This is a genomic window from Mesorhizobium sp. B4-1-3 (assembly GCF_006439355.1).
In the GTDB taxonomy this organism is placed as follows: Bacteria; Pseudomonadota; Alphaproteobacteria; order Rhizobiales; family Rhizobiaceae; genus Mesorhizobium.
On record NZ_VFTG01000004.1, the window covers coordinates 360294 to 387152 of the forward strand.

31 protein-coding genes, 1 tRNA gene and 1 pseudogene are annotated in these 26859 nt (G+C 62.9%); 16 read left to right on the top strand and 17 right to left on the bottom strand.

Annotated features, from left to right (window positions below; translation table 11 throughout):
- Positions 1 to 65: 65 nt before the first annotated feature.
- Positions 66 to 1340: an ATP-dependent Clp protease ATP-binding subunit ClpX gene (gene clpX, locus FJW06_RS08585; RefSeq protein WP_040981372.1), complete on the bottom strand. Its 1275-nt coding sequence runs from the start codon at positions 1338 to 1340 to the stop codon at positions 66 to 68.
- 289 nt (positions 1341 to 1629) lie between these two features.
- Positions 1630 to 2265 (bottom strand): ATP-dependent Clp protease proteolytic subunit, encoded by a 636-nt coding sequence (locus FJW06_RS08590; RefSeq protein WP_140750554.1) that lies wholly within the window; start codon positions 2263 to 2265, stop codon positions 1630 to 1632.
- Between the two features lie 449 nt (positions 2266 to 2714).
- On the opposite strand from FJW06_RS08590, the gene FJW06_RS08595 reads away from it, so the two are divergent.
- Positions 2715 to 3302: a hypothetical protein gene (locus FJW06_RS08595; RefSeq protein ID WP_140750556.1), complete on the top strand. Its 588-nt coding sequence runs from the start codon at positions 2715 to 2717 to the stop codon at positions 3300 to 3302.
- A 64-nt stretch (positions 3303 to 3366) separates the two neighbouring features.
- On the opposite strand, the gene FJW06_RS08600 is transcribed toward FJW06_RS08595, so the two are convergent.
- Positions 3367 to 3570 carry a DUF3126 family protein gene (locus FJW06_RS08600; protein ID WP_140750558.1) on the bottom strand — a complete coding sequence of 68 codons (204 nt, stop codon included), beginning with the start codon at positions 3568 to 3570 and terminating at the stop codon, positions 3367 to 3369.
- Positions 3571 to 3716: 146 nt separating this feature from the next.
- Positions 3717 to 4565, bottom strand: coding sequence for a serine O-acetyltransferase (gene cysE, locus FJW06_RS08605; protein WP_040981376.1), 849 nt, complete (start codon positions 4563 to 4565; stop codon positions 3717 to 3719).
- Between the two features lie 121 nt (positions 4566 to 4686).
- On the opposite strand from cysE, the gene FJW06_RS08610 reads away from it, so the two are divergent.
- Together FJW06_RS08610 and speB are read left to right on the top strand one after the other, a co-directional pair.
- Entirely contained in the window at positions 4687 to 5292 is a 606-nt protein-coding gene (locus FJW06_RS08610) for a hypothetical protein (protein ID WP_140750560.1), read from the top strand.
- Between the two features lie 94 nt (positions 5293 to 5386).
- Positions 5387 to 6352: an agmatinase gene (speB, locus tag FJW06_RS08615; RefSeq protein WP_140750562.1), complete on the top strand. Its 966-nt coding sequence runs from the start codon at positions 5387 to 5389 to the stop codon at positions 6350 to 6352.
- A gap of 33 nt (positions 6353 to 6385) precedes the next feature.
- On the opposite strand, the gene FJW06_RS08620 is transcribed toward speB, so the two are convergent.
- From FJW06_RS08620 to FJW06_RS08635, 4 genes are all read right to left on the bottom strand, one after another.
- A complete protein-coding gene (locus tag FJW06_RS08620; protein WP_140750564.1) occupies positions 6386 to 6886 on the bottom strand; it encodes a GNAT family N-acetyltransferase in 501 nt (166 codons plus the stop codon).
- A 23-nt stretch (positions 6887 to 6909) separates the two neighbouring features.
- Positions 6910 to 7677: an alpha/beta hydrolase gene (locus FJW06_RS08625; protein ID WP_140750566.1), complete on the bottom strand. Its 768-nt coding sequence runs from the start codon at positions 7675 to 7677 to the stop codon at positions 6910 to 6912.
- A gap of 10 nt (positions 7678 to 7687) precedes the next feature.
- Positions 7688 to 8182: a DUF192 domain-containing protein gene (locus FJW06_RS08630; RefSeq protein ID WP_140750568.1), complete on the bottom strand. Its 495-nt coding sequence runs from the start codon at positions 8180 to 8182 to the stop codon at positions 7688 to 7690.
- Positions 8183 to 8292: 110 nt separating this feature from the next.
- Entirely contained in the window at positions 8293 to 8886 is a 594-nt protein-coding gene (locus FJW06_RS08635) for a cold-shock protein (protein WP_040995498.1), read from the bottom strand.
- A gap of 260 nt (positions 8887 to 9146) precedes the next feature.
- Here FJW06_RS08635 and gloA point away from each other — a divergent pair, with 260 nt between their 5' ends.
- Both gloA and FJW06_RS08645 read left to right on the top strand, forming a co-directional pair.
- A complete protein-coding gene (gloA, locus tag FJW06_RS08640) occupies positions 9147 to 9587 on the top strand; it encodes a lactoylglutathione lyase (RefSeq protein WP_140750571.1) in 441 nt (146 codons plus the stop codon).
- Positions 9588 to 9709: 122 nt separating this feature from the next.
- On the top strand, positions 9710 to 9997 hold the full coding sequence (locus FJW06_RS08645) for a DUF2218 domain-containing protein (RefSeq protein WP_140750573.1): 288 nt from the start codon (positions 9710 to 9712) through the stop codon (positions 9995 to 9997).
- Between the two features lie 14 nt (positions 9998 to 10011).
- On the opposite strand, the gene FJW06_RS08650 is transcribed toward FJW06_RS08645, so the two are convergent.
- Together FJW06_RS08650 and ilvA are read right to left on the bottom strand one after the other, a co-directional pair.
- Complete coding sequence (locus tag FJW06_RS08650) at positions 10012 to 10572, bottom strand: DUF1697 domain-containing protein (protein ID WP_140750575.1); 561 nt, start codon at positions 10570 to 10572, stop codon at positions 10012 to 10014.
- Positions 10569 to 11825 (bottom strand): threonine ammonia-lyase IlvA, encoded by a 1257-nt coding sequence (ilvA, locus tag FJW06_RS08655; protein WP_140750577.1) that lies wholly within the window; start codon positions 11823 to 11825, stop codon positions 10569 to 10571. Before ilvA ends, FJW06_RS08650 begins: the two co-directional genes overlap by 4 nt.
- A 274-nt stretch (positions 11826 to 12099) precedes the next feature.
- Here ilvA and FJW06_RS08660 point away from each other — a divergent pair, with 274 nt between their 5' ends.
- Both FJW06_RS08660 and FJW06_RS08665 read left to right on the top strand, forming a co-directional pair.
- On the top strand, positions 12100 to 13134 hold the full coding sequence (locus FJW06_RS08660) for an alpha/beta hydrolase (protein WP_246674563.1): 1035 nt from the start codon (positions 12100 to 12102) through the stop codon (positions 13132 to 13134).
- A gap of 106 nt (positions 13135 to 13240) precedes the next feature.
- A complete protein-coding gene (locus tag FJW06_RS08665) occupies positions 13241 to 14404 on the top strand; it encodes an alpha/beta hydrolase (RefSeq protein ID WP_140750581.1) in 1164 nt (387 codons plus the stop codon).
- A gap of 7 nt (positions 14405 to 14411) precedes the next feature.
- Here FJW06_RS08665 and ade read toward each other — a convergent pair whose 3' ends face one another.
- Entirely contained in the window at positions 14412 to 16229 is a 1818-nt protein-coding gene (ade, locus tag FJW06_RS08670) for an adenine deaminase (RefSeq protein WP_140750583.1), read from the bottom strand.
- A gap of 159 nt (positions 16230 to 16388) precedes the next feature.
- On the opposite strand from ade, the gene FJW06_RS08675 reads away from it, so the two are divergent.
- The gene (locus FJW06_RS08675; protein WP_140750585.1) at positions 16389 to 17039 is read left to right on the top strand and encodes an outer membrane protein; all 651 of its coding nucleotides are present in this window, start codon (positions 16389 to 16391) and stop codon (positions 17037 to 17039) included.
- A gap of 254 nt (positions 17040 to 17293) precedes the next feature.
- On the opposite strand, the gene FJW06_RS08680 is transcribed toward FJW06_RS08675, so the two are convergent.
- A complete protein-coding gene (locus FJW06_RS08680; protein WP_140750587.1) occupies positions 17294 to 17521 on the bottom strand; it encodes a hypothetical protein in 228 nt (75 codons plus the stop codon).
- A 179-nt stretch (positions 17522 to 17700) separates the two neighbouring features.
- Between FJW06_RS08680 and FJW06_RS08685 the strand changes: the two genes are divergently transcribed.
- Positions 17701 to 17786, top strand: a tRNA-Leu gene (locus FJW06_RS08685).
- 96 nt (positions 17787 to 17882) lie between these two features.
- Here FJW06_RS08685 and FJW06_RS08690 read toward each other — a convergent pair.
- Entirely contained in the window at positions 17883 to 18461 is a 579-nt protein-coding gene (locus FJW06_RS08690) for an NUDIX domain-containing protein (protein ID WP_140750588.1), read from the bottom strand.
- 152 nt (positions 18462 to 18613) lie between these two features.
- Between FJW06_RS08690 and FJW06_RS08695 the strand changes: the two genes are divergently transcribed.
- The 3 genes from FJW06_RS08695 to FJW06_RS08705 all read left to right on the top strand — a co-directional run bounded on the left by FJW06_RS08695 (position 18614) and on the right by FJW06_RS08705 (position 20399).
- Positions 18614 to 19717, top strand: coding sequence for an NADH:flavin oxidoreductase/NADH oxidase (locus tag FJW06_RS08695; RefSeq protein ID WP_140750590.1), 1104 nt, complete (start codon positions 18614 to 18616; stop codon positions 19715 to 19717).
- A 139-nt stretch (positions 19718 to 19856) separates the two neighbouring features.
- Positions 19857 to 20135 carry a DUF982 domain-containing protein gene (locus tag FJW06_RS08700; protein ID WP_140750664.1) on the top strand — a complete coding sequence of 93 codons (279 nt, stop codon included), beginning with the start codon at positions 19857 to 19859 and terminating at the stop codon, positions 20133 to 20135.
- Between the two features lie 24 nt (positions 20136 to 20159).
- Positions 20160 to 20399: a DUF2188 domain-containing protein gene (locus tag FJW06_RS08705; RefSeq protein WP_140750592.1), complete on the top strand. Its 240-nt coding sequence runs from the start codon at positions 20160 to 20162 to the stop codon at positions 20397 to 20399.
- 172 nt (positions 20400 to 20571) lie between these two features.
- On the opposite strand, the gene FJW06_RS08710 is transcribed toward FJW06_RS08705, so the two are convergent.
- The 3 genes and pseudogenes from FJW06_RS08710 to FJW06_RS30470 form a co-directional block, all read right to left on the bottom strand.
- Positions 20572 to 20844 carry a hypothetical protein gene (locus tag FJW06_RS08710; RefSeq protein WP_140750593.1) on the bottom strand — a complete coding sequence of 91 codons (273 nt, stop codon included), beginning with the start codon at positions 20842 to 20844 and terminating at the stop codon, positions 20572 to 20574.
- A 178-nt stretch (positions 20845 to 21022) separates the two neighbouring features.
- Positions 21023 to 21511 (bottom strand): hypothetical protein, encoded by a 489-nt coding sequence (locus FJW06_RS30465; protein WP_246674564.1) that lies wholly within the window; start codon positions 21509 to 21511, stop codon positions 21023 to 21025.
- Between the two features lie 37 nt (positions 21512 to 21548).
- Positions 21549 to 22031, bottom strand: a pseudogene (locus FJW06_RS30470) (alpha/beta fold hydrolase); the annotation flags it as partial.
- A 110-nt stretch (positions 22032 to 22141) separates the two neighbouring features.
- On the opposite strand from FJW06_RS30470, the gene FJW06_RS08720 reads away from it, so the two are divergent.
- The 4 genes from FJW06_RS08720 (at position 22142) to FJW06_RS08735 (ending at position 25298) form a co-directional block, all read left to right on the top strand.
- Entirely contained in the window at positions 22142 to 22882 is a 741-nt protein-coding gene (locus FJW06_RS08720; protein WP_140750595.1) for a competence/damage-inducible protein A, read from the top strand.
- Positions 22883 to 22965: 83 nt separating this feature from the next.
- Complete coding sequence (locus tag FJW06_RS08725; RefSeq protein WP_140750596.1) at positions 22966 to 23799, top strand: universal stress protein; 834 nt, start codon at positions 22966 to 22968, stop codon at positions 23797 to 23799.
- Positions 23800 to 24110: 311 nt separating this feature from the next.
- Positions 24111 to 24611 (top strand): xanthine phosphoribosyltransferase, encoded by a 501-nt coding sequence (gpt, locus tag FJW06_RS08730; protein WP_127226028.1) that lies wholly within the window; start codon positions 24111 to 24113, stop codon positions 24609 to 24611.
- 198 nt (positions 24612 to 24809) lie between these two features.
- Positions 24810 to 25298, top strand: coding sequence for an NUDIX hydrolase (locus tag FJW06_RS08735; protein ID WP_140750597.1), 489 nt, complete (start codon positions 24810 to 24812; stop codon positions 25296 to 25298).
- A gap of 186 nt (positions 25299 to 25484) precedes the next feature.
- Here the strand turns inward: FJW06_RS08735 and FJW06_RS08740 are convergent, their stop codons facing one another.
- Entirely contained in the window at positions 25485 to 26651 is a 1167-nt protein-coding gene (locus FJW06_RS08740; protein WP_181178185.1) for a hypothetical protein, read from the bottom strand.
- Positions 26652 to 26859 lie beyond the last annotated feature (208 nt).

Here is a 26859-nt window from a genome sequence, read left to right on the forward strand (position 1 = left end):
CCTCTCACAGCAAAACGGCGCCACGCGGGCGCCGTTCCACGAAAATTGGCGAGTGCAGTGCCATTTCAGGCGCTGACATTGCCCTTCTTTTCCTTCTGCTCGGAGTAAATGTACAGCGGCCGGGCGTTGCCGGACACCACCTCTTCCGAAATCACCACCTCGCGCACGCCTTCCAGCGCCGGCAGCTCGAACATCGTGTCGAGCAGGATTGCTTCCATGATGGAGCGCAGGCCGCGCGCGCCGGTCTTGCGCTCGATGGCGCGCTTGGCGATCGCGGACAGCGCGTTCTCGTGGAAGGTGAGGTCGACATTCTCCATCTCGAACAGCCGCTGATACTGCTTGACCAGCGCGTTCTTCGGCTCGGTCAGGATCTGGATCAGCGCCGGCTCGTCGAGGTCTTCCAGCGTCGCCAAAACCGGCAGACGGCCGACAAATTCCGGGATCAGGCCGAATTTCAACAGATCTTCCGGCTCGACCTGGCGGAACAGGTCACCGGTGCGCCGATCCTCGGGCGAGGCCACGGTCGCGCCAAAGCCGATCGAGGTCTTGCGGCCGCGGTCCGAGATGATCTTGTCCAGGCCCGCGAAGGCGCCGCCGCAGATGAACAGGATATTGGCGGTATCGACCTGCAGGAATTCCTGCTGCGGATGCTTGCGGCCGCCCTGCGGCGGCACGGAAGCGACCGTGCCTTCCATGATCTTGAGCAGCGCCTGCTGCACGCCCTCGCCCGACACGTCGCGGGTGATCGAGGGATTGTCCGACTTGCGCGAAATCTTGTCGATTTCGTCGATATAGACGATGCCGCGCTGAGCGCGCTCGACATTGTAGTCGGCCGACTGCAGCAACTTCAGGATGATGTTCTCGACGTCCTCACCGACATAGCCGGCCTCGGTCAGCGTCGTGGCGTCGGCCATGGTGAACGGCACGTCGATGATGCGGGCAAGCGTCTGGGCGAGCAGCGTCTTGCCGCAGCCGGTCGGGCCGATCAAAAGGATGTTCGACTTCGCCAGCTCGACGTCGTTGTTCTTGCCGGCATGCGCCAGGCGCTTGTAGTGGTTGTGGACCGCCACCGACAGCACGCGCTTGGCGTAGGGCTGGCCGATGACATAGTCGTCGAGGACCTTGAGTATCTCCTGCGGGGTCGGCACGCCTTCGCGCGACTTCACCATCGAGGTCTTGTTCTCCTCGCGGATGATGTCCATGCACAATTCGACGCACTCGTCGCAGATGAAAACCGTCGGTCCGGCGATCAGCTTGCGGACCTCGTGCTGGCTCTTGCCGCAAAACGAGCAGTAAAGCGTGTTCTTTGAATCACCGCCGCCGTTGCTGACCTTGCTCATTTTTCTGTCCTTTCACCGGCACCCGCCGCGCCTGGCTTCGAGTGACGTCTCACCAATCTATCGCGGGAATCCGCCGCCGCCAGTGTCCCCGGCTCACACAGCGCATTCCGTACGAAACACAATTCAGAAAACGCGACAATGATTCGCAGCAACCCCACACAAAGCTAAGCCGTCGAAAATCAACATAGCCTTAACGTAGGCAATCCCAACGCCTGAGGGAACAGCCAATTGTGGCCGAAATGCCGCAAGACGCGCCAAAACCGCGTTATGCTGCCATTTGCCGTAAAAATCAGGCTGAAGCTGTGACTGCCTCGGCGGCCTCGCGGCTCGATATCACCTTGTCGATCAGACCAAAGTCCCTGGCCTCATCGGCGGTCATGAAGTGGTCGCGGTCGAGCGTCCTTTCGATCTCGTCATAGCTCTTGCCGGTGTGCTTGACATAGACCTCGTTCAGGCGGCGCTTCAGCTTGATGATGTCCTGCGCATGACGTTCGATGTCCGACGCCTGACCCTGGAAGCCGCCGGAAGGCTGGTGGACCATGATCCGGGCGTTCGGCGTGGCAAAACGCATGTCCTTGTGGCCGGCGGTCAGAAGCAGCGAACCCATCGAGGCGGCCTGGCCGATGCAGAGCGTCGACACCGCCGGCCTGATGAACTGCATGGTGTCGTAGATCGCCATGCCCGAGGTGACGACGCCGCCCGGCGAATTAATATAGAGGTTGATTTCCTTCTTCGGGTTTTCCGCCTCGAGGAACAAAAGCTGTGCACAAACCAGCGTCGCCATCCCGTCCTCGACCGGGCCGGTGATGAAGATGATGCGTTCCTTCAAGAGGCGCGAGAAAATGTCATAGGCACGCTCGCCGCGATTGGTCTGCTCGACCACCATCGGAACGAGGTTCATGTAGGTTTCAACGGGGTTCTTCATGGACTACCCTTGTTGGAGATGGATTCCGGCACCTTTGTATTATCAGCAATCGCGCGGAATCGTTCTGGATCGGTTATGGTCTAAATAGGATGCCGGCTCACCCTAGCGCAAGGCCGCCTCTCCTAGCCATCTGGTTAAGACGAGTAAAGCGTTGCGACGCCGGCGAAAGCCCGCGCGAATAGGCCTGATGCATGTCGCCCAAAAGTGCGCAGCGGTTTGGGAGAACGACATGCATCAAAACAAAGACTTATAGCGCGTCGCCCGAATTCCTTTCAGCGCGAGGCGCTTTAACAGACGGGCTCGGGCCGGTTGGCCGGACCAAGGCCATGGTAAGGTAGCAATTCCTTAACCCAGCCGCTTAACGAAAAGCCTCGAAATCGCTGCCGGCTCCCGGACCTTCCGCTACAGTCCTGCGTTGTGAAGGCGTCCTTTTTCAACGGGGGAATGTCATGATCCGCAAAAGCTCCGCATCGCTGGCGGCCGTCGCGATCCTTGCCAGCGTCTGTGAAACCGCCGCCGGCAGCCGTGCGCTCGAATGCTATGAGCCGATCCATAGGCCGGCAATTTACGACACCGTCTACGAGGATGTGATGCTGAGCCCCGGCGGAAAGGTGGTCGATTACGACGCGCCGATCTACGGCACCTATCAAAGCGTGGACCAGATCGCGGCGCCGCGCGTCACCTATGAAACCATCCCGGCGGTGACACGCACGGTCTACCACACGGTCAAGGTCGACGCCGGCGGCTATGCCTGGGAATGGCGCGTCATCCATGGCCGCAAGGTGCTGTGCAAGGTGTGGCGCAAGGCCCGCTATGCGCGTGTCGCCGAAACGGTCGTGATCCAGCCGGAGCGCGTGCGGCGCATCGCTCAGCCGGCCGAATACGAAGCGGTTGCCCACGAAGTGCTGGTGCGTCCGCAGCAAGTCCGCATCCGAGACATCCCGCCCTCATACGGGACGGTGGCGCGCCGGGTTGTGGTGCGGGAAGGTTCGACAAGCTGGCGGCGGGTGCATATTCCGCGGCATTGCCAGGATTAGGCGATCTTCGCCTGGGCGGCCGGGTTGGCGGTTATGCGCACGCCCCGGCCGGAACCGAGCCTGATTAGCCCAGGTCGATGTCGAGGATGGCCATCGAGAAATTGTAGTCGCCGTCGTCCTCGTCCTTGAAGACGATGCCGAGGAACTCGTCGCCGACATAGACTTCGGCCGAGTCTTCCTTGCGCGGGCGCGCCTTCACCTGCAGCTTGGGATTCTGAAAGACGCTTTTGAAATAAGCGTCGAGCTTTCTGATTTCGTCAGGCTTCAAAAGTGTTCTCCGAAATGTCGGCCTTGTTCGTGGGAACGCGCTTCTGACACGCCAACAATGGCCGTGTAAAGGCAAGCTGGCAGGATAACATGGGAGAACGGCCAAGCGAAACGGCGGCTCGTTGGGCGGCCGCCGGCAACGGTCAGTCAGATATCGAAGCTCACGACGTGGTCCATGCTTTGCGACGGCAGGAGCTGGTCCATCTGCCGCGAAGGCTGGTCGCAGCCGGTCTCGCCGACGACGCGCGCGGGCACGCCGGCAACCGTCTTGTTGTGCGGCACGGGCGACAGCACGACCGAGCCGGCCGCGATCTTGGAGCAATGGCCGATCTCGATATTGCCGAGGATCTTGGCCCCGGCCCCGATCAGCACGCCGCGGCGGATCTTTGGGTGGCGGTCGCCATTGGCCTTGCCGGTGCCGCCCAAAGTCACGCCGTGAAGGATCGAGACATCATCCTCGATGACGGCCGTCTGGCCGACGACCAGGCCCGTGGCGTGATCGAGGAAGATGCCCTTGCCGATGCGGGCGGCCGGATTGATGTCGGTCTGGAACACCGAGGACGAGCGGCTCTGCAGATAGAGCGCGAAATCCCTGCGGCCCTGGTTCCACAGCCAGTGCGCCAGCCGGTGCGTCTGAATGGCGTGGAAACCTTTGAAATAGAGAACCGGCATGATGAAGCGGTCGCAGGCCGGATCGCGGTCGTAATAGGCCTGGATGTCGACGCGAACCGTCGAGCTCCACTCCGGATCGTCGTCCAGCATCGCCTTGAAGGTCTGGCGGATGAGATCGGAACCGATATCCTGATGCGCCAGGCGCTCGGCCAGCCGGTGGATCACCGCTTCCTCCAGGCTGTCCTGGTTGAGGATGGTCGAGTAGAGGAAAGCCGCGAGCAGCGGATCTCGGTTCACCGCCTCCATCGCCTCGTCACGGATCGACCGCCAGATCGGGTCGACCGGCTGCACCATGCTGGGGCGGGCAATCGTAACGCTGTTCATCGATGCTCTCCGGCCTTGCTTATTCTCCGGCGGCACATATAGGCCAGATCATAGCACGGTTGAACTCAATTTTCCTTAGTGCTTTGTCAAATGGACCTGGTTCATCCAAATTCAAGCGACGATGGAAAACGAACCCTTGATCGACGAAGCGCTGAAAAGCGAGCTTACCATGCTCTATCAGGCAGCGGATCGCTACTATCACGGCTTGGCCCATATCGAAGCGATGCTGGCGCTGACAAGCGAATACCGGCACCTTCTCAATGATCCGCGGGCCGTCGAGGCGGCGATCTGGTTCCACGACGCCATCTATGATAGCCGCGCCAAGGACAATGAGGCAAAAAGCGCCGAACTGGCCGAGAAAAGGCTCGCCGGGCGCGTCGACCCTCATCGGCTCGCCCGCATTACAGCAATGATCAACGCCACCGCCACCCACCGGTTGCCGCGTTTCCGCGATGAGGGCGCGCTCAACGATGCTGCCCTTCTGCTCGACATGGATCTGGCGATCCTCGGCGCCAGGCCGGCGGTGTTCGATGCTTACGAGAAGGCGGTCCGGCTGGAATATGGCTGGGTGGCGGAGCCGATGTGGCGCGCCGGCCGCGCGGCCGTCCTGCAGAATTTCCTCGCCCGGCCGCATGTTTTCCATACGACCGAATTCCGCGATCGGTTCGAGGCGCAGGCCAGAAAGAACCTGAGCCGATCGTTGGAAGCATTGCAAGGCCAGCCTTGATAGGCCCACAAGCCCGCTGGGCTTTGTCCCTATGCCTGAATTCCAGGGCCTGCGATCACTATCGACGATAAACCGCTCCGGGATGGCTGCCAGCATGGAAAACAAGTTCCACCAACCTGTCGACGCCGCGCAGGTGCCGCGATTTGCCGGGCTTTCCACCTTCATGCGCCTGCCGGCCGTGCCAAGCGCGAAAGGGCTGGACATCGCCCTTGTCGGCATTCCCTGGGACGGCGGCACGACCAACAGGGCCGGCGCCCGCCACGGTCCGCGCGAGATCAGGAACCAGTCGAGCCTGATGCGCCGCGTCCATCACGTCTCGGGAACCGAGCCCTTCAGCATTGCCAATATCGCCGATGTCGGCGACGTTTCGGTCAATCCGATCAACCTGCTCGACGGGTTGAAGCGCATCGAGGACGGCATTGCCGCGATCGTAGCGGACGGTGCCCTGCCGCTCGCCGCAGGCGGCGACCACCTGACGACGCTGCCGGTGCTGCGCGCGGTGGCCCGCAAGGGGCCGGTCGGCATGATTCACTTCGACGCCCATTCCGACACCAACGACCGCTATTTCGGCGACAATCCCTATACGCATGGAACGCCGTTCCGGCGCGCGATCGAGGAAGGGCTGCTCGACCCCAAGCGGATTGTCCAGATCGGGATCAGGGGCTCGATCTATGAGCCGGGCGAGCACGACTGGGCGACCGCCCGGGGCGTGCGCATCATCTATATGGAGGAGTTCGTCCGGCGCGGCGCCGCTTCCGTCATGCAGGAAGCGCGCGATCTTGTCGGCGACAGCCCGACCTATGTGACGTTCGACATCGATTGCATCGATCCGTCCATGGCCCCCGGCACCGGCACGCCAGAGTTGGGCGGCTTCACGACGCGCGAGGCACAGGAGATGGTTCGGCTGCTGGGCGGATTGAACTTCGCCGGCGCCGATGTCGTCGAGGTCGCGCCTCCCTTTGACATTGGCGGCATGACGGCGCTGGCCGGCGCGACGATGATGTTCGAACTGCTGTGCGTCATGGCGAGATCCCTCGCCGACAGGAGAGCGCAGGGCTAGCGCAATTCCAGGAATGCGCTCAGCGCCTTCCGGCTAGTCCGGAAAGGTCTCGATCCTCTGGCTGTAGATACTGAATCCGGCGCTTCCGTAAACCGTCTGGGCGGCCGGATGGTCATAAGTGTCGGTGTGAAGCCAAAGCCTTTGCGGCCGATGCGACCACGCCGCGCGCAATGCTCGGTCGAGCAGGAAGGGCCCCAGCCGCTTGCCTTGGAAGGCCGGGGCCAGTCCAAAATGAACGAGCTCGATGGCTGCCTCCCCGACGCCGTTGAACTCGCAGAACCCCGCAGCCTCGCCATCGACGCGCAGCACATGAATGTGCGTGGCGTCATCGACGAGCAGCGTTTCGAGGTCCGCCTCGGGCATGCGCAGGCGCTGGTCCCATCGCACCGGTCCGCCGACCGCGCGGTAGAGATCGAGATAGCCGGAAAGGCAGAGCCTTTCGCGCGTCGCGACGACGCCGGGCAAAGGGGGCGCAAGCGGCGCGCCCTGCGGCGGCGCCAGCATCTCCATATAGGTGACGAGAAGATCGACCATTTGTGCCGAGGAGCACGGCGCGCTCAAAGCGGGTTTTCGGCGTAGAATTCGAGCACGCGCTGCTTGAAGCTCTTGTCGCCGACGGCAAGCATGTGGTCGCGCCCCTCGATGTGGAAGGCCCTGGCATTGGGCATCAGGGCGGCGAGCTCGTCCGGCGAGCCGCCGATATCGTCCTTCGTGCCGACGGCGATCAGCGTTGGCTGGGCGATGCGGGCCATGTCGTCCTCGCTGAGCAGCTCGCGCGACTTTGCGATACAGGCCGCGAGCGCGCGGCGGTCGCTGCGCGTCTGGTCGGCGAAGGCGCGAAAGGAACGGCCGCGCGGATGCGTGGTCTGGGAGGGGTCTTCCGCCAGCAGGGCGGCGGCGATCGGATCCCAGTCGCCGACGCCGTCGACCATGCCGATGCCGAGGCCGCCGAACACCAGCGTGGCGACCTTCTCCGGATCGGAGAGCGCCAGGAAAGCCGAAACGCGCGCGCCCATGGAATAGCCCATGACATGCGCGCGCTCGATGCCGAGATGATCGAGCAGCGCCGCCGCGTCGGATGCCATCTTTTCCGGCGTATAATCGGCCTCGTCATAGCTCTTCGACGACGAGCCATGGCCGCGATGGTCGAAAGCGATCGCCCGGTAGCCGGCATCGCTCAACGTCTTGAACCAGCCCGGCGAGACCCAGTTGACATAGTGGCTGGAGGCAAAGCCATGGATCATCAGCACGGGATCGCCCTGCCCCGAGGCCGGCTGGCGATCGAGATAGGCGAGTTCGAAGCCGTCATGCGAAAAGAATTGCATCGAACCGCTTTCAGTTGGAAACGGCGCTGATGGCCGGATGGCGCAAGAGATCGCCTTCCTTGATGCCGTCCTTGGCAGCCGTGCCTGCCTTCAGTTCAAGCACGAAGCGCACGGGCTGCCCGGGCGAGATGATCGCTTCGGATTCAGGCTCGCCGCGCTTGATGGCTTTGATCCTGCCGTCCTCCCCGATGAAGACGAGGTCGAGCGCCATCGGCGTGTTCTTCATCCAGAAATCCACCTCGCTGGTTCTTTCGAAGACGAACAACATGCCGTGATCCTCGGCCATGGTTCGGCGAAACATCAGGCCTGCCTCCCGCTCCGCGGAGGTGTCGGCGATCTCGATGGAGAAGGAACGCTCGCCCGAACCGGTCGCCACCACCAGCGGCGTCCGGTCGGTGGGCAGCAGCATCGCATCCGCCGAACTCGGCTTCGCGGCGATAAAACAGGCGGCGAAAACGATCGCGGCGCAGAGCGCGCCCGCGGTCAGCCAGTTGCGATAAGCCATGGGGTACCTCGTGCAGACCTTTGTCCTAACCCATGATCCGGAGAACTGGAACCGGTTTCGGACAAGATGGTCGGTCCGCGGCAAAGGCGTTTTTCGCGGCGTCGATAGGCCTAATGCGAGACCGACAAGGTACCCATATCGGGGTGGATTTCGGCGGCCATAAGGCCTTTGTCGCCGCGTCCGAACCGGACGAGCACGACCTGGCCAGGCCGGAGCTCGGTTATGCCGTAGCGCCGCAGCGTCTCCATATGGACGAAGATATCTTCCGTCCCCTCGCCTCGCGTCAGGAAGCCGAAACCCTTGGTGCGGTTGAACCACTTGACCAGGGCCCGCTCGAGGCCGCTCTCCGGGCTTACGGTGACGTGGGTGCGCTGTTCCTGCTCCGCCGGGTGCACCGCCGTTGAGGCATCCATGGACAGGACGCGGAAAGCCTGCAGCCCGCGTTCGCCCTGTTTCACCAGGCAGACGACCCGCGCGCCCTCCAGCGCGGTCTGGAAGCCGTCCCTTCGAAGACAGGTCACATGGAGGAGGATATCACCCGAGACGCCGTCGTCCGGAAGAATGAAGCCGTAGCCCTTGGCCACGTCGAACCATTTGATAGCGCCGGCGATTTCGACAAGCTCGGCGGGGTCGCCGCCATTGTCCCGCTTCAAGGCGTCGTCAAGGCTTCCGTCCCGCCTCGTGAAAGAGGCTTTTTCCCCCATAAGAACGCCCCCTTTTTCCAACTGAACCGCAACTGATTCTTGCCAAGAGATTAACACTGCGGCTTCCGGGGTGTGCAAGGGCTGACGTGCCTTTTTTCACTGTTCAGCACCGGAAAGGCTGAATTGTTGTTTGCCGGCGCTTCCGGAAGTCGAATGACGAGCCCGAAAATCGATCCTGCCGCCGCATTTGTCGGACGATTGCCCTTTCGCGGGGTGGCCCCTATGTTGCCTGGTAACCCCAACAGCCAAGGAAATCCGCCATGCGCTATCTGCACACAATGGTCCGCATCGCCGATATCGACCAGTCTCTCGATTTCTACTGCAACAAGCTCGGTCTGAAGGAGGTTCGCCGCTACGAAAACGATCAAGGCCGCTACACGCTGATCTTCCTTGCCGCGCCCGAAGACGAGCAGAGCGGCATCGAAGAGAAGGCGCCGCTGATCGAGCTGACCTACAATTGGGACCCGGAGGAGTACAAGGGCGGCCGCAATTTCGGCCACCTCGCCTATGAGGTCGACGACATCTACGCCACCTGCCAGAAGCTGATGGACAATGGCGTGACCATTAATCGCCCGCCGCGCGACGGCAACATGGCCTTCATCCGCTCGCCGGACGGCATCTCGATCGAGCTGCTGCAGAAAGGCCCCGCCAAGGCCAAGGCCGAACCATGGGCCTCGATGGCAAACACAGGCGTCTGGTAAAACCGACGATCCATGTCGATTTGACCGGCGGCCGCTGGCGTCTGGCCAGGCCGTGCCTATTTATCCACCATGGCGCCAGCCTCATCGGGGCTGGCGTTTCTTCATCCGCCAGGAGAATCTTCATGCCGACCAGTCGCGCCGATGTCGCCACCGAGCACGCAAGCCGTTACCTGCAGCAACTCTGCAAGCATTGGTCGCACAAATTCCCGGTCGAGTTCGACCCGCGGCACGGCGCCATCCAACTCTCGATCGGCCGCACCGTGATGGATGCCGATGATCATGCGTTGCACATCGCTCTGGCCGCCGACGACGAAGCGTCGCTGGAGCGGTTGGAGAGCGTGGTCGCCGACCACATCAAGCGCTTCGCCTTCCGCGAGGAATTGAGCTTCGACTGGCAGAAGGCCGCTTGAAGTTGCCGTAGCCCTCAGCCGTCGGCCTTGCCGGCCATGTCGAGCAGCGCAAGCACGCTGCGCCAGTTGCGTGCCGTACCCGGCACCTTCAAGGTGCGCGAGATGAGATTGGCGAACACCGATTTGCCGAGCCCGTCGGGCGCATGCAGGTAAAGCACGTCGCCCTTGATCTCGAAACGCTCGGGGCCGGTGCATTTGTCGGCAAGGCGCTTCGCTTCCTCGGCCGTCGGCTCCCGTTCCAGCGCATAGGCGTGCAGCTTGGTCGGCTCGCCGGCGACCTCGGGATAGGGATTGTCCTTCACCAGCCGCTCGAACCAGCCGGCATCGCGCACCATGATGCGCGAGTTGAAGCCCCACTTCTTCTCGAAAGCCGCCTCGAGTTCCTGGGTCAGCGCCGCCGCATCCCCCTTCTTCGCCCGGAACACGACATTGCCGCTCTGCACATACGTCACGACATCGCTGAAGCCGAGGCCTTCGAAGAAGGTTTTGAGCTCCGCCATCTTGACGATGCGGTTGCCGCCGACATTGATGCCGGAAAACAGCGCGACGAAAACCGTGCTATGTTTTGCGCTCATATGATGAATCCCGCCAGCGTCTCGTTGTCGGTGATGTCCTGATATTGCACGCCTTCGGCGTCGAAATTGGCCTTCAGCAGGTCGAAATTACGCCGATCCTTGGTCTCTATGCCGATCAGCACCGAACCGAAATTGCGCGCGGACTTCTTCAGATACTCGAAGCGGGCGATGTCATCGTCGGGGCCGAGCATTTCGAGGAAATCGCGCAACGCGCCCGGTCGCTGAGGAAAGCGGATAATGAAGTATTTTTTCAACCCCTCGAAGCGCAGCGCCCGCTCCTTCACGTCCGGCAGCCGCTCGAAGTCGAAATTGCCGCCGGAGACGACGGCGATGATGGTCTTGCCCCTGATCTCCTTGCGCGAAAAATCCTTGAGCGCGTCGATCGCCAGAGCGCCGGCCGGCTCCAGAACGACGCCCTCGACATTGAGCATCTCGATCATGGTAGCGCAGAGCCGGTTCTCCGGAATGAGCCGAACGGCATCGGCGGCGAAGTCCTTGAGATGGCGCAGCGGCTCGCGGCCGATCTCGGCCACTGCGGCGCCGTCGACGAAATTATCGACCTTGGCGAGCTTGACCCGCTTGCCGCCGGCAAGGCTCTCGGCGAGACTCGGCGCGCCCGCCGGCTCGCAGAACACGAAACGCGGCTCGCGATGCTGGTCGGCGAAATAGTGGGTCACGCCGGCGGCAAGGCCGCCGCCGCCCACCGGCAGCATGACGATGTCGGGCACGCGCTCGCCCGGCATCTGCGCCCCGATCTCGTAGGCGACCGTCGCCTGGCCCTCGATGATGTCCTTATGGTCGAAGGGCGGCACCATATGCGCGCCGGCGCTTTCGGTGAACTCGATGGCGGCGCGGTAGCAATCGTCGAAGAAGTCGCCGACCAGCCTGATCTCGACGAAATCACCGCCGAACAGCCGCGTTTTGTCGATCTTCTGCTGCGGCGTCGTCACCGGCATGAACACAACGCCCTTTTTGCCGAAATGCCGGCAGACGAAGGCGAAGCCCTGCGCGTGATTGCCGGCAGAGGCGCAGGCGAACAGCTCGGCATTGTTGCCGGCGGCGAGTGCCTTGCGGAAGAAGTTGAAGGCGCCCCTGATCTTGTAGGAGCGCACCGGCGTCAGGTCCTCGCGCTTCAAAAGCACGCGGGCGCCGGTCTTCTTCGACAGATAGTCGTTCTCCTGCAGCGGCGTTTCCGCAAAGATGCCGCGGATCGCTTCGGCGGCAGCGGCGACGCGGACGGAAAAGCTGTTCACCACAAGTCCCTCATTCTGATTTCGGCGCGTTCAGGGATAGCCATCGCCAGTGCCGGCAGACCTTCCTGCCGCCGTTTTGGCTTTTGCGCAACACCATGATGACCGTCATCCCACGCCGAACGAATTTTCGCTGGACACGACTTACTTTGGCCGCACTTCGCCTGTCCGGGAGGTTTCCGCGGAGGTGAGCGGCCAATCGCGGCCAAAATGGAATTGCAGTGGAAGTGTCGACGTGCGGTTGAAGACAATTCTGATCATCGCCCTTGCCCTGCTGATGGCGGGTTGCGCGGGCCACCAGACGCAGGAAATCCTGGGCAGCGTCGTTGTGCCGACGACGGCGACCGAGATCGCCGGCAATCACTCGATCTTCATCGCCACCACGCGCAAGCGGTCCGACGATCCGAACAAGGTCTTCGACGGCGAGCGCTCCGCGACGCTTAACTATGCTCGCGTCAACGTCACCGTTCCGCCGGTTCACCAGACCGGCCAGATCGAGCGCCGTTCGCGCGGCAAGTCGAACGACCCGACGAAGTATTTCATGGCTTCGGAAGTCGTCGGCTACGACACTCAGCCGAAATTCGCCAGCGCCCTCAACGCCGACATCGACGCCCGCGGCGGCCGCGTGATGGTCTTCGTCCATGGCTACAACACCGGATTCGACGACGCCGTCTACCGGCTGACCCAGATCGTCCACGATTCCGGCTACCCGGGCACGCCGGTGCTGTTCTCCTGGGCTTCCGGCGCCAAGACCACCGACTATGTCTATGACAAGGAAAGCGCCGCCGCCGCCCGCGACCAATTGGAAGTGACGCTGAGGATGCTGGCGCAGACCGGCGCCCGGCGCATCGACATCGTCGCCCATTCGATGGGAACCTGGGTGACGATGGAAACGCTGCGCCAGCTCGCCATCACCGGCGACCGCGATCTTAGCGGCAAGCTCGGCGACGTGGTGCTCGCCTCGCCCGACATCGATGTCGACGTCTTCAAGAGCCAGATGCGCCGCTACGGCAAGCCGGACAAGCCCTTCATCCTGCTCCTGTCGGACGACGACCGGGCGCTGCGGCTCTCCGGCCTGATCGCCGGCGCTCGGCCGCGCGTCGGCGACTACAGGGATGCCGCCGACCTTGCTTCCTATGGCGTCACGGTGGTCGACCTCTCTAAGGTCAAAGGCGCCGACAGCTTCAACCACACCAAATTCGCCGACAACCCGATGATGGTGCAGATGATTGGACAGCGGCTGCGCGAGGACGATGGCTTTGCCAGCGATCGCGATGTGACGGACCGCATCCGCCAACTGGCCGCACAGTAACCCTATCGGTGCAGGTTTCCGCATCGCACGGACTTTGAACTGGACCCGGCAGCCCTCTGGCTTTATCGGAGTAATAGAGAGGTTTGCCGCCCTTGGGGGACCCCGGGTGACTGTGCATGTGAAGATCGTTATCGGCCTTGCCCTCGCGCTCGCCCTCGCCGGCTGCGCCGGTCCCACGCACGATCTGCTCAACCGCAAGGCGGTTGCGGCGCCCGCGTCCGAGATTGCCGCCAGGCATGAGATCTTCGTCGCCACCACTCGCCAGCCGGCGACCAAGGACCCGCGCCAGGTGTTCGACGGCGACCGTTCGCTCACCACCAGCTATGCCCGCGTCGACGTCACCGTGCCGAAGATCCACCAGGTCGGGGCGATCGAGCGCGCCAAGGGATCGGCCGACGCCAACCCGGCCAAGCAGTTCACCGCCACCGATGTCGTCCACTATGGCGACGCGCGGCAATTCGCCAAGGCGATCGGCGCCGACATTTCCATGCGCGGCGACCGCGCCTTGGTGTTCGTGCACGGCTTCAACAACGGTTTTGACGACGGCATCTACCGCATCACGCAGATCGCGCATGACACGAAATATCCTGGAACGCCAGTGCTGTTCTCATGGGCATCGAGCGCCAAGGCGACCGGCTACATCTACGACAAGGACAGCTCGACCGCCGCGCGCGACGACCTCGAGGCGACGCTGAGGATGCTCGCCAAGACGCGCGTCAAGAGCATCGACATCATCGCCCATTCCATGGGCACCTGGCTGACGATGGAAGCTTTGCGCCAGCTCGCCATCACCGGCGACCGCGATCTGGGTGGCAAGCTCGGCTACGTCATTCTCGCCTCGCCCGACATCGACGTCGATGTCTTCAAGAAGCAGATGACCCGCTACGGCAAGCCTGACAAGCCCTTCGCCATCCTGCTTTCGGGCGACGACCGGGCGCTCAAGCTGTCGAGCTTCATTTCCGGCGACAAGCCGCGCGTCGGCGACTACGGCAACGCCGCCGATCTCGCCGATTACGGCGTGACGGTCGTCGACCTGACCCACGCCAAGGGTGGCGACGGCGGCCTGAACCATGCCAAATTCGCGGACAACCCGATCCTAGTGCAATTGCTGGGCAACCGACTGCGCACACCGGCCGGGCTTGCCTCGGACGAGCCCGACCCGACGCAGCTCAACAATATCGGCCAGGGCCTCGGCAAGGCGGTCGGCTCGGTCGCCGAGGTCGTCATCACCACGCCGTTCAAGGTGTTGACCATCGCGACCGGCGGGTGACCTATCCTTAAATAAAGAGATCGACCTTCCGGAACGTCGTCACGTCGACCAGGCCGACATCGGAAATTCTGAGCTCCGGAATGACCACCAGCGCCAGCAGCGAGTGCTGCATATAGGCGTTGTTGAGCGAACAGCCGACCTGGCGCATCGCCTCGGTCAGTTGCTCGGCCTTCGCCGCGACGATCTCGGCGCGCTCGTCCGACATCAGGCCGGCGATCGGCATCTCGACCAGCGCCAACTCCTTGCCTCGGGAATAGAGCACGACGCCGCCGCCCACTTCGCTCAGCCGGTTGACGGCCAAGGCCATGTCTTCCTTGTTGGTGCCGACGACGATGATGTGGTGCGCGTCATGAGCGACGCTTGAGGCCATCGCGCAGTCCTCCACATAACCGAAACCGGAAACGAAAGCGTTGGTGACGCCGCCCGTGCCGCGATGGCGCTCGACCAGGGCGATCTGGCAGATGTCGTTGCGGCGGTCCATGGCGACCAAGCCGTCCTCGACGGCGAGATCGGCCTCGAGAGCCCGCGTCGGAGCCTGGTTCTCGATCACGCCGATCACTCGCGCCCTGACCTCGTTGGCGCCCTGCGGCGCGGAAATGTCGAAGTCCTTCGCCGCGAGTTTCTTGCCGAGCTTGACCGTGTTCTTCGCGGATTGCGGATAGTCATAGGCCGGAATGTCGATCTCGAGCCTGCCGGCCTTGGCCAGCCGGACGCCGCGGCCATAGACCTCGTCAATGGTCATCTGGGCAAGGTCCGAAACGATCAGAAGATCCGCCAGCCGTCCGGGCGCGATCGAGCCGATCTCGCGTTCCAGCCTGAAATGCTGGGCGGTGTTGAGCGTCGCCATCTGGATCGCCGTCACCGGCTTCAGCCCCTGCTGGATGGCATGCCGCACCACACGGTCCATATGGCCTTCATGCACCAGCGTGCCGGAATGGCTGTCATCGGTGCAGAGGATGAAGTTGCGCGGGTCGACGGCGTCTTCGGTCACCGCCTTGATCTGCGCCGCGACATCGTACCAGGCCGACCCCAGCCTCAGCATGGCCTTCATACCCTGGCGCACGCGCGCGATCGCGTCCTCGGCGCGCGTGCCTTCGTGGTCATCCTCCGCCCCGCCGGCGGCATAGCCATGGAACGGCAGGCCGAGATCGGGCGATGCATAGTGACCGCCGACCGTCTTGCCGGCCCGGACCGTCTCGGCGATCTCGCCCGACATCACCGGATTGTTGGCGGCGACGCCGGGGAAATTCATCACTTCGCCGAGCCCGATGATGTTTTCCCAAGTCATCGCCTCTGCCACGTCGGCGACCGTCAATTCGGCGCCGGCGTGCTCCAGTCCCGGCGCCGAGGGCACGCAGGACGGCATCTGCACATGCACGTTGATCGGCATCGCGACAGCCTCGTCATGCATCAGGCGAACGCCTGGCAATCCAAGCACATTGGCGATCTCGTGCGGATCGATGAACATCGAGGTGGTACCGTGCGGGATCACGGCTCGACAGAATTCCGTCACCGTCACCATGCCGCTCTCGACATGCATGTGCGCGTCGCAAAGGCCGGGCACCAGATAGCGTCCGCCGGCATCGACCACTTTGGTCCCCTGCCCAATGGCGTGGCCGGCGTTTGGCCCGCAATAGGCGAAGCGGCCGGCGGCGATCGCGATATCGGTGCCGGGGATGATCTCGCCCGAATGGACATTCACCCAGCGCCCATTGCGGATGACCAGATCCGCGGGCTTTCGGCCCATCGCGACATCGACCAGATGTGTCGCTACCTCCGTCCACGGCTTCGGCTTTGCGGCGCTTGTCGGCTTGGCGTTCGTCATTGTCTGAGTCCTCTGCATGGGGCAGTTTGGCAAATGTCGGCGCCCGGAGCCAGAGCGTCAGGTCGTAAACCACTGTTGCAGAGATACAATTCCGTTTGGCGATGAATGGGGCTAGTTTACGCTCAGGAGTTTTTCGAAACCGCCATTTCGGAGCGCCCGATGCATCGACTGACGCTCGCCAGTGCCGGTCTTCTTGTCCTGTTGTCCGGGTCTGCCTGGGCGGCGGATTTGGGTAGCGATCTGCCGATGACCGCGCCCGGCTTCGACTGGACCGGCTATTATGCGGGCATGCAGGCCGGTTATGGCTGGGGCCGGTCCGACATCACCATCGACGGCGGTTCTGTGAAGCCGGACATCGACGGCGGTTTCGTAGGCGGCCATGTCGCGGGGCTCTGGCAGTTCGACCAAGCCGTGATCGGCGCCGAAGCCGATCTCAATTACGCCTCGATCGATGGCACCGCCGGCCCCGGGGACACGTTCGGCTCCGATATCAAATGGTTCGGATCGATCGACGCCAAGGCCGGCTACGCCATGGATCGCGTGCTGATCTATGGCATCGGCGGCGTCGCTTTCGCCGGCATCAAGACCTCGCAAGCGGCGGGCACGAGCTTTGCCCGAACCCGCACCAGCACCGGCTGGACGCTCGGCGCCGGCGTCGACTATGCCTTGACCAACAATGTCGTCGTCGGCGCGCAATACCGCTACTACGATTTCGGCAAGGAGCATTTCGACGCTTCGGACACCTTCATCGAGCGCGACCAGGATGTGAAGCTGCAGACGCTGGGCGTGAACTTCAGCTATAAATTCTGAGGTTTGCGGCGCCGCCGCGATGCGGAAGACCTCTCCCGCATCATTTTTCGAAATTCCGGTGGCCGGCGCCAGCAGGGGCGGGGGAATGGGTAGGGGCCTGGTGGACGCCGGCCTCGGCGGGCCGATCCGCCGCTTTGCGAACCTAGCCTTTCTTTAGCAGATCGTAATTCCGCGATCGCGCCACTTTCCAAGCGCCCTGCCATCCTCGGCGGATGGCGGACATGCTTGGCTGAATGCTTGCGACGACCAGCCGGTCAGGATCGGTCCGAAACCCTCTTTCCCTCTGGCATCGCGGCGAGGCACTCCTCCAGGCGCCGCAGCCGCGCCTTCTGCCAGCGCAACGTGTGCGCAACCTCGTGCAGGTTCCATTTGGCCTTCGAATTGCCGGCCTCGATCAGCCCTCGTTCGAGCCGATCGATCTCACAGCGCAACTGCCGCGCCTCCGCCTCCCTGAGCCCCCTGATCCAGCCTGCTCCACGCATGGTTCCACCATCAAAACCGGCCTGATGCTCGCAGACAAAGGCTAATGAGATCGGTCTGTGGAACCTGGCATTTTAAACATCACTAATATTAAATCTGCGCGATGGATCGCCGCGCAAACTGCGGACGATCGGAAACATCGCTTGACGGCTCATATCAGGCATCTGAAAAGGGCACGCCTGCGGACGTGGCGGAATTGGTAGACGCAAGGGACTTAAAATCCCTCGATCTCTGATCGTACGGGTTCGATTCCCGTCGTCCGCACCATCCTTCGCTCTTCGATGAGTCCGCCGAATCCTTGGCGAGGGAGGAGCTTCGGGTGTGGCGGGCCACCAACGCCGAAGCATCGTAGCCGAGACAGGGTCAAACCTTGATCGGGTTGAGCTTCAGGTGCTGGATCAGGATGATCGTCTTGGCATCGACGATGCGGCCGTCGGCGATGCCGGCCAGCGCCTCGTCCAAGGGCATTTCCAGGACCTCGATGTCCTCGCCTTCCTCCGGTGAGCCGCCGCCGTCGGAGATACGGTCGGCAGGCGAGTAGCGCGCGGTGAAGAACCAGAGCCGCTCCGTCACGCTGCCCGGGCTCATGAACGGCGCGAACAGCCGCTCGACATTCTTCAGATGGTAGCCCAGTTCCTCTTCCGCTTCCTTGCGGATGGCGGTTTCGGGATCGTTTTCGTCGAGCAGGCCGGCGCAGGCTTCGATCAGCGGCTCGCGATGGCCCACGGCATAGGCCGGAAAACGGAACTGCCGCACGAGCAGCACGGTGGAGCGCTGCGGATCGAAGGGCAGGATCACCGCGCCGTCGCCGCGATCGTAAGTCTGGCGGGTCTGCGTCTCCCATCGCCCGTCGCGGCGGCGATAGTCGAGCACCGTCTTCTTCAGCACCGCCCAGTCGTCCGAAAGGATCTCCTCCGAACGGATGCGAATGCGATCTTCCATGACGACCTCCGATTTGGCGGCAAAGGGGTAACGGCGAACGATCCCCTATGCAATCCTGGAAACCGACTGGTCCAGCGGACGTTTCACCGGCTCGTGTGTGGCGCGAAGCGCCGCGACTGCCTAGATAGCGATATCTCGCCAGGAGCCGTTTCATGACGTCATCGCTTTTCCAGCCGATCACCCTCGGCGGCCTCACCTTCCCCAATCGCATCGCGGTTGCCCCCATGTGCCAGTACTCGGCCGAGGACGGCTCGGCCAGCGACTGGCACCTCTATCACTGGATGAATCTGGCAATGTCAGGCGCCGGCATGGTGACCGTCGAGATGACCGATGTCGAGCGGCGCGGACGCATCTCGCACGGCTGCCTCGGCCTCTATTCAGACGACAACGAGGCGGCCGCCAAGCGCACGCTCGACGCTGCCACGCGCGTCGCTGCGCCCGGCACGAAGTTCGGCGTCCAGTTGGCCCATGCCGGCCGCAAGGCCTCCAACCGCAAACCTTGGGAAGGCGGCGGTCCGCTGCAGCCTGGCGAAGACCCGTGGCAGACGGTTTCTGCCTCGGCCATCGCCTACGACACGGGCTGGAATGTGCCGCACGCGTTGGAGGATAGTGAGATTCTTGAGCTGATCGCGCGTTTTGCGCAGTCGGCCGTGCGCGCCGAACGCGCCGGCTTCGACTTTGCCGAACTGCACGCTGCGCATGGCTATCTGATCTTCCAGTTCCTCTCGCCGCTCTCCAACCAGCGGACCGACCGCTGGGGCGGGTCGCTGGAAAACCGCATGCGCTTCGCGGTCGAAATCGCCAAGGCAGTGAGGAAGGCCGCTCCGTCCATGATGCTGGGCGCGCGCCTTTCGGTGAAGGAATGGGTCGACGGCGGTTTCGAGGTCGAGGACGCGATCGAGGTGGCCAAGGCGCTGAAGGCGGAGGGCATCGCCTATATCTGCTGCTCCAGCGGCGGCAATTCGCCCCTGCAGCAGGTGCCGCCCGGCCCCGGCTACCAGGTGCATCTGGCGGAAGCCGTGCGCAAAGGCGCCGGCATTCCGACGCGTGCCGTGGGGCTGATCGACGACCCGAGCCAGGCCGAGGCGATCGTCGCCGACGGCCGAGCCGACATGGTGGCGCTGGCGCGCGCCTTCCTCGCCGACCCGCGCTGGGGCTGGCGCGCGGCGGCGGCCTTCGGCGAGGAAATCCATCCCGCGCCGCAACTGGCACGTTCGGTGACGACGATGCGGCATTGGATGAAGGCCGCAGGCTAGAGCAATTCCAGGAAAAGTGCGACGCGGTTTTCCGTCCGGAATTGCGTCAAACGAAACCGGAAACAGCAGGTCCTGAGACGTTTGGGCGCAGGATCGTCGCCACAACTGCAACCAATTTGGCCGTTTTACGTTGGCGGCCATGATGGACAACAAGCCCTTTGAAAAGCCGGTGGTGGTCGAGCTCGGCCATGTCGGTAAATATCGCCAAATCCGCAGTACCCGCGAGGCCGCCGAGTGCCTGATGACCGTTTGGCCGCTAAATCGCGGCGAGCGCCATCGTGATGCTCTCGACACTTGCCTCAAGGCGCTGGAAGGTTATCGTTCGACAGCGGACGCGCGTCGCGCCCTCGTCGAGGCGGCCAGGGAATCGGAAGTGCTGGTTCCCGAAGACAGACTGCCCGACGGAAAGCTGCATTGAGCAGGTTCTTAACCGGAGGATTCCATGGCGAAGCTGACTTACAAGATCGTCGAGCATGATGGCGGCTGGGCCTATAAGGTCGGCTCGACATTCTCTGAGACTTTCCGCACGCACCAGGAAGCGCTGCGCGCCGCCGAAATCGCCTCGGCAGAGCAACAGGTCGCCGGCACCACGGACGGCATCCAGTATGAGGATGCCGAAGGAAAGTGGCACGACGAGCTGGCCGACGGCCGCGACCGCCCGCAGACCGAAGTATCTGACTGAAGCAACCCCGGGAAAAGTAGGGGCGGTCAGCGTCCGTCCGGAATTGCGTAAAAAAGAAGGGGATAGAGGGGTTCGCCGTTTCCGTGAAACGGCGAAATGCCCTAGGCACTGGGATCGCTCCGCGACCGGCGAAGTCCAAGGCTTCATACCGGCCGCCGGCGACTAGGCGATCCTATTTGCCGCAGTAATGGTCGTTGATGTTCTGCTGTGAGTTGGCATCCGGACCGGGCGTTGTGTCCGCGCACGGCCCGATGGCGCCGGTATTGCCGTAGGTGGTCAGCCCGGAACCGCCGTTGATGCTGCCTGTGGTATAGGGGTCCACCTGCTCGCTCACATCGGGACGATGGTCGCGATGCCACCACCACCAGTCGTCTGATGACTGCGCCATGGCCGCGCCACCCATGGCCAGCACCAGCGCCGAAGCTGCGATAAGTCTTGTAAGCATCGGATTTCTCCATTCTCTTGATCGCGAAATACGTGGGGCCAAGGCCCCACAGCGATACGGACGAAACCCTGCGGCGGGGGCTAAAGTTCCATCGGAAATTCCGGGTGGGACGGAATGTCCGACACTTATGTGACGTCTCGTGAATGCCCCCAGGGGACGCGCGGGGCGCCAGCCGAAATCATTTCGCGTCGGCGAAGGCTCGCGCGGCGACACGTTGTATAAAGGCCGCGACCCGTTCGGATTCTACAAATTGCGGCATATGGCCGAGACCTTCGACCCGTTCGAAGTCGAGGCCCGCGATCTTGTCCAGCATCGGCTCGCCATGAACGGCTTCGCCGATCACCTGATCGCCGGTACCGAACAGTATGCCTGCCGGCAACGCTATGTCCCGGTAACGCCGTTCGATTTCGCCAAGGTCCTGCTCCACCGCCACGACATCGGTGGAGGTGGCGAAATAGTGTGATGGACGCAAGCCGAGCCATCCGCCGCCGTCGACCATGTAGTCCGCGGGAACCGCTTGCGGCGCGAAAATGAACCTCAGCGTCGGCTGCGCGTAACGAAGGCTGAGCGGCATCGCCACCGTATAGGCCAGGATGCGGCGCAGCAGCGGCGATGGAACATAGAGCAGGTCGAACCGCTGACGTATCCTCGCTTCGAGATGCGTCAAGCGGCGAGAGCAGTGCAATGCCGGAAATCGCTGTCGGATGCCCGGTTGCCAGGGCAAGCGCGATGGCCCCACCCAGCGAATGGCCGACGATGAGGGGCCGCTCCAGGCGCAATTCCTCGATGAAGCGCCGCACGATGTCGGCCTGTTCGGGCAATCGGCCGGTCGCGCCCCTTGCCCGAACCGAATAGCCGGAGCCCGGCCGGTCGAGCGCGATCTGCCTGTAACCAGGACCGAAGCGCCCGAACAGCGTGTGACGGAAATGGTGGAGCTGGGCGCCCAGCCCATGCACGAAGACAATCGGCCTGCCCTCACCCTCTTCCACATAGTGGATGCGATTGCCGTCGATCTCGATGAATTTCCCACAGGGCGGCACCAGTCCCTCGGCCCTAGCCGCGATCCGCCAGGTCGCAAGCATCGAGGCGAGCACGGCAAGGACGACGGCGGCAAGCAGGCCGGCAAGCAGCCACGAGACGATCGATATCGACATGTTTTCACCCCGGCCCCCGACCGACTGCACCATATCCGCAACGACCGCCGCCACAAGCGCGCATCCGACACAGATCGGGGTTTCGCATTGCGGCCGGCCGCCGGCCGCGTTATCTCAGGCGACCTTTTGTGCCGGAGCCCGCCATGCCTGAAATCGTCACCGCCGCCATGCTCGTCATCGGCGACGAGATCCTCTCCGGCCGCACCAAGGACAAGAACATCGGCCACCTCGCCGACATCATGACGGCGATCGGCATCGACCTGAAGGAAGTGCGCATCGTCCCCGACGAGGAGGACGAGATCGTCGCGGCGGTGAATGCCGTGCGCGCGCGCTATACCTACGTCTTCACCACCGGTGGCATCGGCCCCACGCATGACGACATCACCGCCGACTCGATCGCCAAGGCCTTCGGCGTCCCCTGCGAATACGACGCCAAGGCCTACGCCCTGCTCGAAGCGAGCTATGCCGGGCGCGGTATCGAATTCACCGAAGCGCGCAAGCGCATGGCGCGCATGCCGCGCGGCGCCGACCATATCGACAATCCCGTCTCCGTTGCGCCGGGCTTCCGCATCGGCAATGTCCATGTCATGGCCGGCGTGCCGTCGATCTTCCAGGCCATGCTCGACAATGTCGTGCCGACGCTCAAGGCCGGCACGAAGATGCTGTCGGCCACAGTGCACTGCCCCTTCGGCGAAGGCTTGATCGGCGGGCCGCTGGCCGAGATCCAGAAGGCGCATCCCGACACGATCATCGGCTCCTATCCCAAATATGGCGACGGCAAGTTCTGGACCGAACTCGTCATGCGAGCCCGCAGCCAGGAAGCGCTCGAGGCCGCGCGCAAGGATGTCGAGGCGATGGTGGCGGGCTTCGCCAAGGCGGGCTGACCGGCGCTCGGCTGGAACCAGTCAACGCGGTAAGGCGTTGCCTTGCCGCGTGCACGCGTAGCGCAACAATTGAGGGACCGGTCATGCGCTTCAAGACGATCGTCGCCATCTTGCAGAACGAACAGGACGCCGAGCGTGTGCTCGATTGCGCCCTTCCGCTTGCCGAGAGGTTCGAGAGCCATCTCGTCGGCATCCATGCCGAGGCGCTTCCCGTACCCTACACATCGGCCACCGGCTTTCCGGATACCGAATTCCTCCAGGTCTCGGCCGAGATGAACAAGGAACGCGCCGACAAGTTGCAGGCCTATTTCCTGAAGCGGATCGAGGAATCCGGCCTTTCCTTCGAGTGGCGGAGCCTGGAAAGCTTCTCCGGCGACAGCGCGCTGACCGGCATATCGAGCGTGCGCGCCGCCGATCTGATCATCGCAGCGCAGCGCGATACCGGCGGCGACCCGAGCGCCGACGTCGACACGCTGGTCTACGATGCCGGCCGACCGGTGCTGGTCGTGCCTCATGCCGGGCCACTGGTCACCACCTTCAGGCGCGTGCTGCTTGCCTGGAACGGCAGCAAGGAAGCGGCTCGCGCCGCTTTCGATGCCCTGCCCTTCATCGTCGAGGCCGACAAGACCGACATTCTCGTCATCGACCCGCCGGAGACACTGGATGAATCCCCGGAAGCCGCCGGCGCCGAGATCGCGGCGGCGCTGTCGCGTCACGGCGCCAATGTCAGCGTCTGCGTGCAGAAATCGGACGGCTCCTCGGTCGACGATATTATCCAGTCGCGGATAACCGAGTCCGGTGCCGATCTTCTGGTGCTCGGCGCCTACAGCCACTCCTGGCTGCGCCAGCTTCTGTTCGGCGGCGTCACCCGCACGGTGCTGCGCACGGCAAATGTGGCGGCTTTCCTGTCGCGGTGACCGTCGGTCTTGAAGTCGTAAGCGGTTTTCGAGGTCACGACCTGCGTCAAGCTGGAGCATGATCCCTAAAGCGGGAATCGGTTTTCGGAAAAAGATCATGCTCCAACAAAAAGATAGATCGCCACGGCGATTCAACGAAAACGCCGTCACGATCTAAAGTGCGTCGCTTCCGTCCGTCCCAGCGCGACCCGCTTTAGAGTCCACAGTCCTCGCCGGCCCTCCCCTTGCCAAGCCCGGCGCTTTCCGGCTAATTCCGCCTGCATTCCAGTGTTTCTGCGCGCCGACGGCGCGCCTTGCGGAGTGCGCGAACCATGTCCCTTCCCGAAAAAGCTTTTCCCGTCTCGTGGGACCAGTTCCACCGCGACGCCCGTGCGCTTTCCTGGCGCCTTTCCGGCGCCAGCAAGGGACAATGGAAGGCGATCGTCTGCATCACGCGCGGCGGACTGGTGCCGGCGGCCATCATTGCGCGCGAGCTCGGCATCCGCGTCATCGAGACGGTGTGCGTCGCCTCTTATCATGACTACACCAGCCAGGGTCAGCTGCAGGTCCTGAAGGAGATTTCGCCTCCGCTGCTTGCCGATGACGGCGCCGGCGTGCTCATCATCGACGACCTGACCGATACCGGCAAGACCGCCGGCATTGTGCGCGCCATGATGCCGAAGGCGCATTTCGCGACCGTCTATGCCAAGCCGAAGGGCCGCCCGCTGGTCGATACATTCGTCACCGAGGTCAGCCAGGACACCTGGATATACTTTCCCTGGGACATGGGCTTCACTTACCAGAAGCCGATCGCGGACGATCACGCTGGCTGAACGGCCACCGCATCTTCCAGAGAACTCACTCAAACCCGCATCGTGTAGCCGCGCTCACAGGCCCGACTACTTTGCGAGATTCACTTTTTCTGGTGAGGTTTTCAGACGGAGTGAAGTTTTTTACTTTTAAAGCTCACAATTCGCCGTAAGATTCACAAGGTGGCAAACGATTCTGGAGGCTTGGGGCAGCTTCTTACCATGTTAACGAGGTCGACGACGCACAACCAGATGGCCGAAAGAGTCCGGCGACTCTTCGGCGTCGCGCCTTGTCGCCTGCAGGTCGCCGCATTGCCCTGGCGCGAGAATGAGAACGGCGTCGAGGTGATGCTGATCACCAGTCGCGACACCGGGCGTTGGGTGCTGCCCAAGGGTTGGCCGGAGGCAAGGGAGCCGCTTTGCGAGGCCGCCGCCCGCGAAGCGGGCGAGGAGGCCGGGCTGCGCGGCACCATCTCGCATTTCGAAGCCGGCCGCTATTTCTATGCCAAGGTCCTCGCTTCAGGCGAGGAAGTGCCTTGCGAGGTGCTGGTCTTTCCGCTGCATGTCGACCGTGTCGCGGATCGCTGGAAAGAGAAGCGCGCGCGCACGCGCAAATGGGTCGGCCCGAACGAAGCCGTCCGCATGGTCAACGAACCCGACCTTTGCCAGATCATTGCCGGCTTCTGCGCCGCGCCGCACAAGTTCGCCTGAGTCAAAGGCAATTCCAGGAAAAGCGTGAAGCGGCTAGTTCCCCGACACAGGGATTGCAGCGGTTCTGGGGCAGCGACATGCATCAAAAACAAAGACTTAAAGCGCGTCGCCTGAATCCGATTCAGCGCGACGCGCTTTAATTTCGTCGCGGCCTCCCATCCGGAATGGCGTCATATCGCAAGATCGTCAGACGCGGCCGAAATCATCGGAACTGAGCCGGGTCCAACGATCGCCCATCAACCCGCCGACGAAGATGTCGCCGGAGCGGACCGCTTCCGCGACCTCGGCGACGCGTGAACGCACCATCGTACCCCCCGCATAGTGGAAGTATACATTCTTGTAGCCGAAGAGTTGCGGCATGAACCTGCTCTGGGTCTGGCCGGTAATGCCCACGCAGCCCAAATCCCTCGCCGCCGCGATCAGAGCATCCAGCGTTGCCCCCCAATGGGTTCCGGACGCCTGGATTTGCAACAGGTTTGCGATGGCGCCGGCCTGGCCGTAGAAGGCATAGCACCCCAGTGTCTTGCCGGCTTCGTCGTAAATCCCACCGAAATGAAGCGGCCCGTCGGCCTGCTTCTCGGCCGCCAGCGCGAGCAGCCGCGTCAACTCGCCGTCCCTCCAGCTCGGACGCAGGGAATAATCGGCCATCAGGACGGGTAACCGCTCCGCAAACCGCGCCGCATCGATCGGCTCCCGGCGGATCCGTTGGCTTGACGAGTGCTGGGCTGGCGGCTCGAACCTTCTTCGTGCAAGCGCGTCAAATGCTCCCGCGAAGGGATCGAGCGCAAGACCAGGCAGCCCCGGCCATTTGCGGCGCAGCATGGCGGCGGCCATGGCGCCCGGCCGGAAAACACAGGTCCATTCCAGACAATGCACCGGCAGGAGCTGATACTTCATCGGACGCGCGAAGGCCAAGGATGTCCGGTTGGCGGAATCGGTCAGATACAGGTCGAATTCGCCTTGATGCAGGGCACGCAGCAATTGCGGCCCGGCCCAGCCGTGATCGATGCTGGAGTCGGTCATGAATGGACCGATGATTGCGGCGTTCAATGCTCTTCCGTTGAGCTCATAGCGGGCTTTCAGAACGCCCATGAAGCCGCCCAATCGGCCCTGCGGGTCAATCTGGACAAGAGCCTTGCTCTCATCCCCGTCAAGGTAAAGCCCCCTCATATAGTCCGCTGTCAGCGCGATCGCGCGATCGCGCTGACGACGAGGATGGCGAAACTTCATCAGGAAGAGCGCGGCGACGCGCTCGAGGTCCTCGGCGGCTAAAGGCCGAACCGAGCCATGGGATTCTGGCGCCGACGACCCAGCCACCTTGCCCGGGCCCACTTTTGCGGAAACAGGATCCATCGTGAAGCCTATACGAAAGCGCTAAAGGCGGCCGCTCTTCCCAAGAAAATTTCCCTCCCGTCGGCTTCCTGTAAAAAAAGTCTTGAAGAGACCTTATTCTGCCACGCTCGATTTTCTTTTCTGTAAATACATCAGGGCATTTGCGCCGGGCTATAAACATACATAAAATCTAAAATAGAAATTCATAAATATTAGATAGATATAAAGT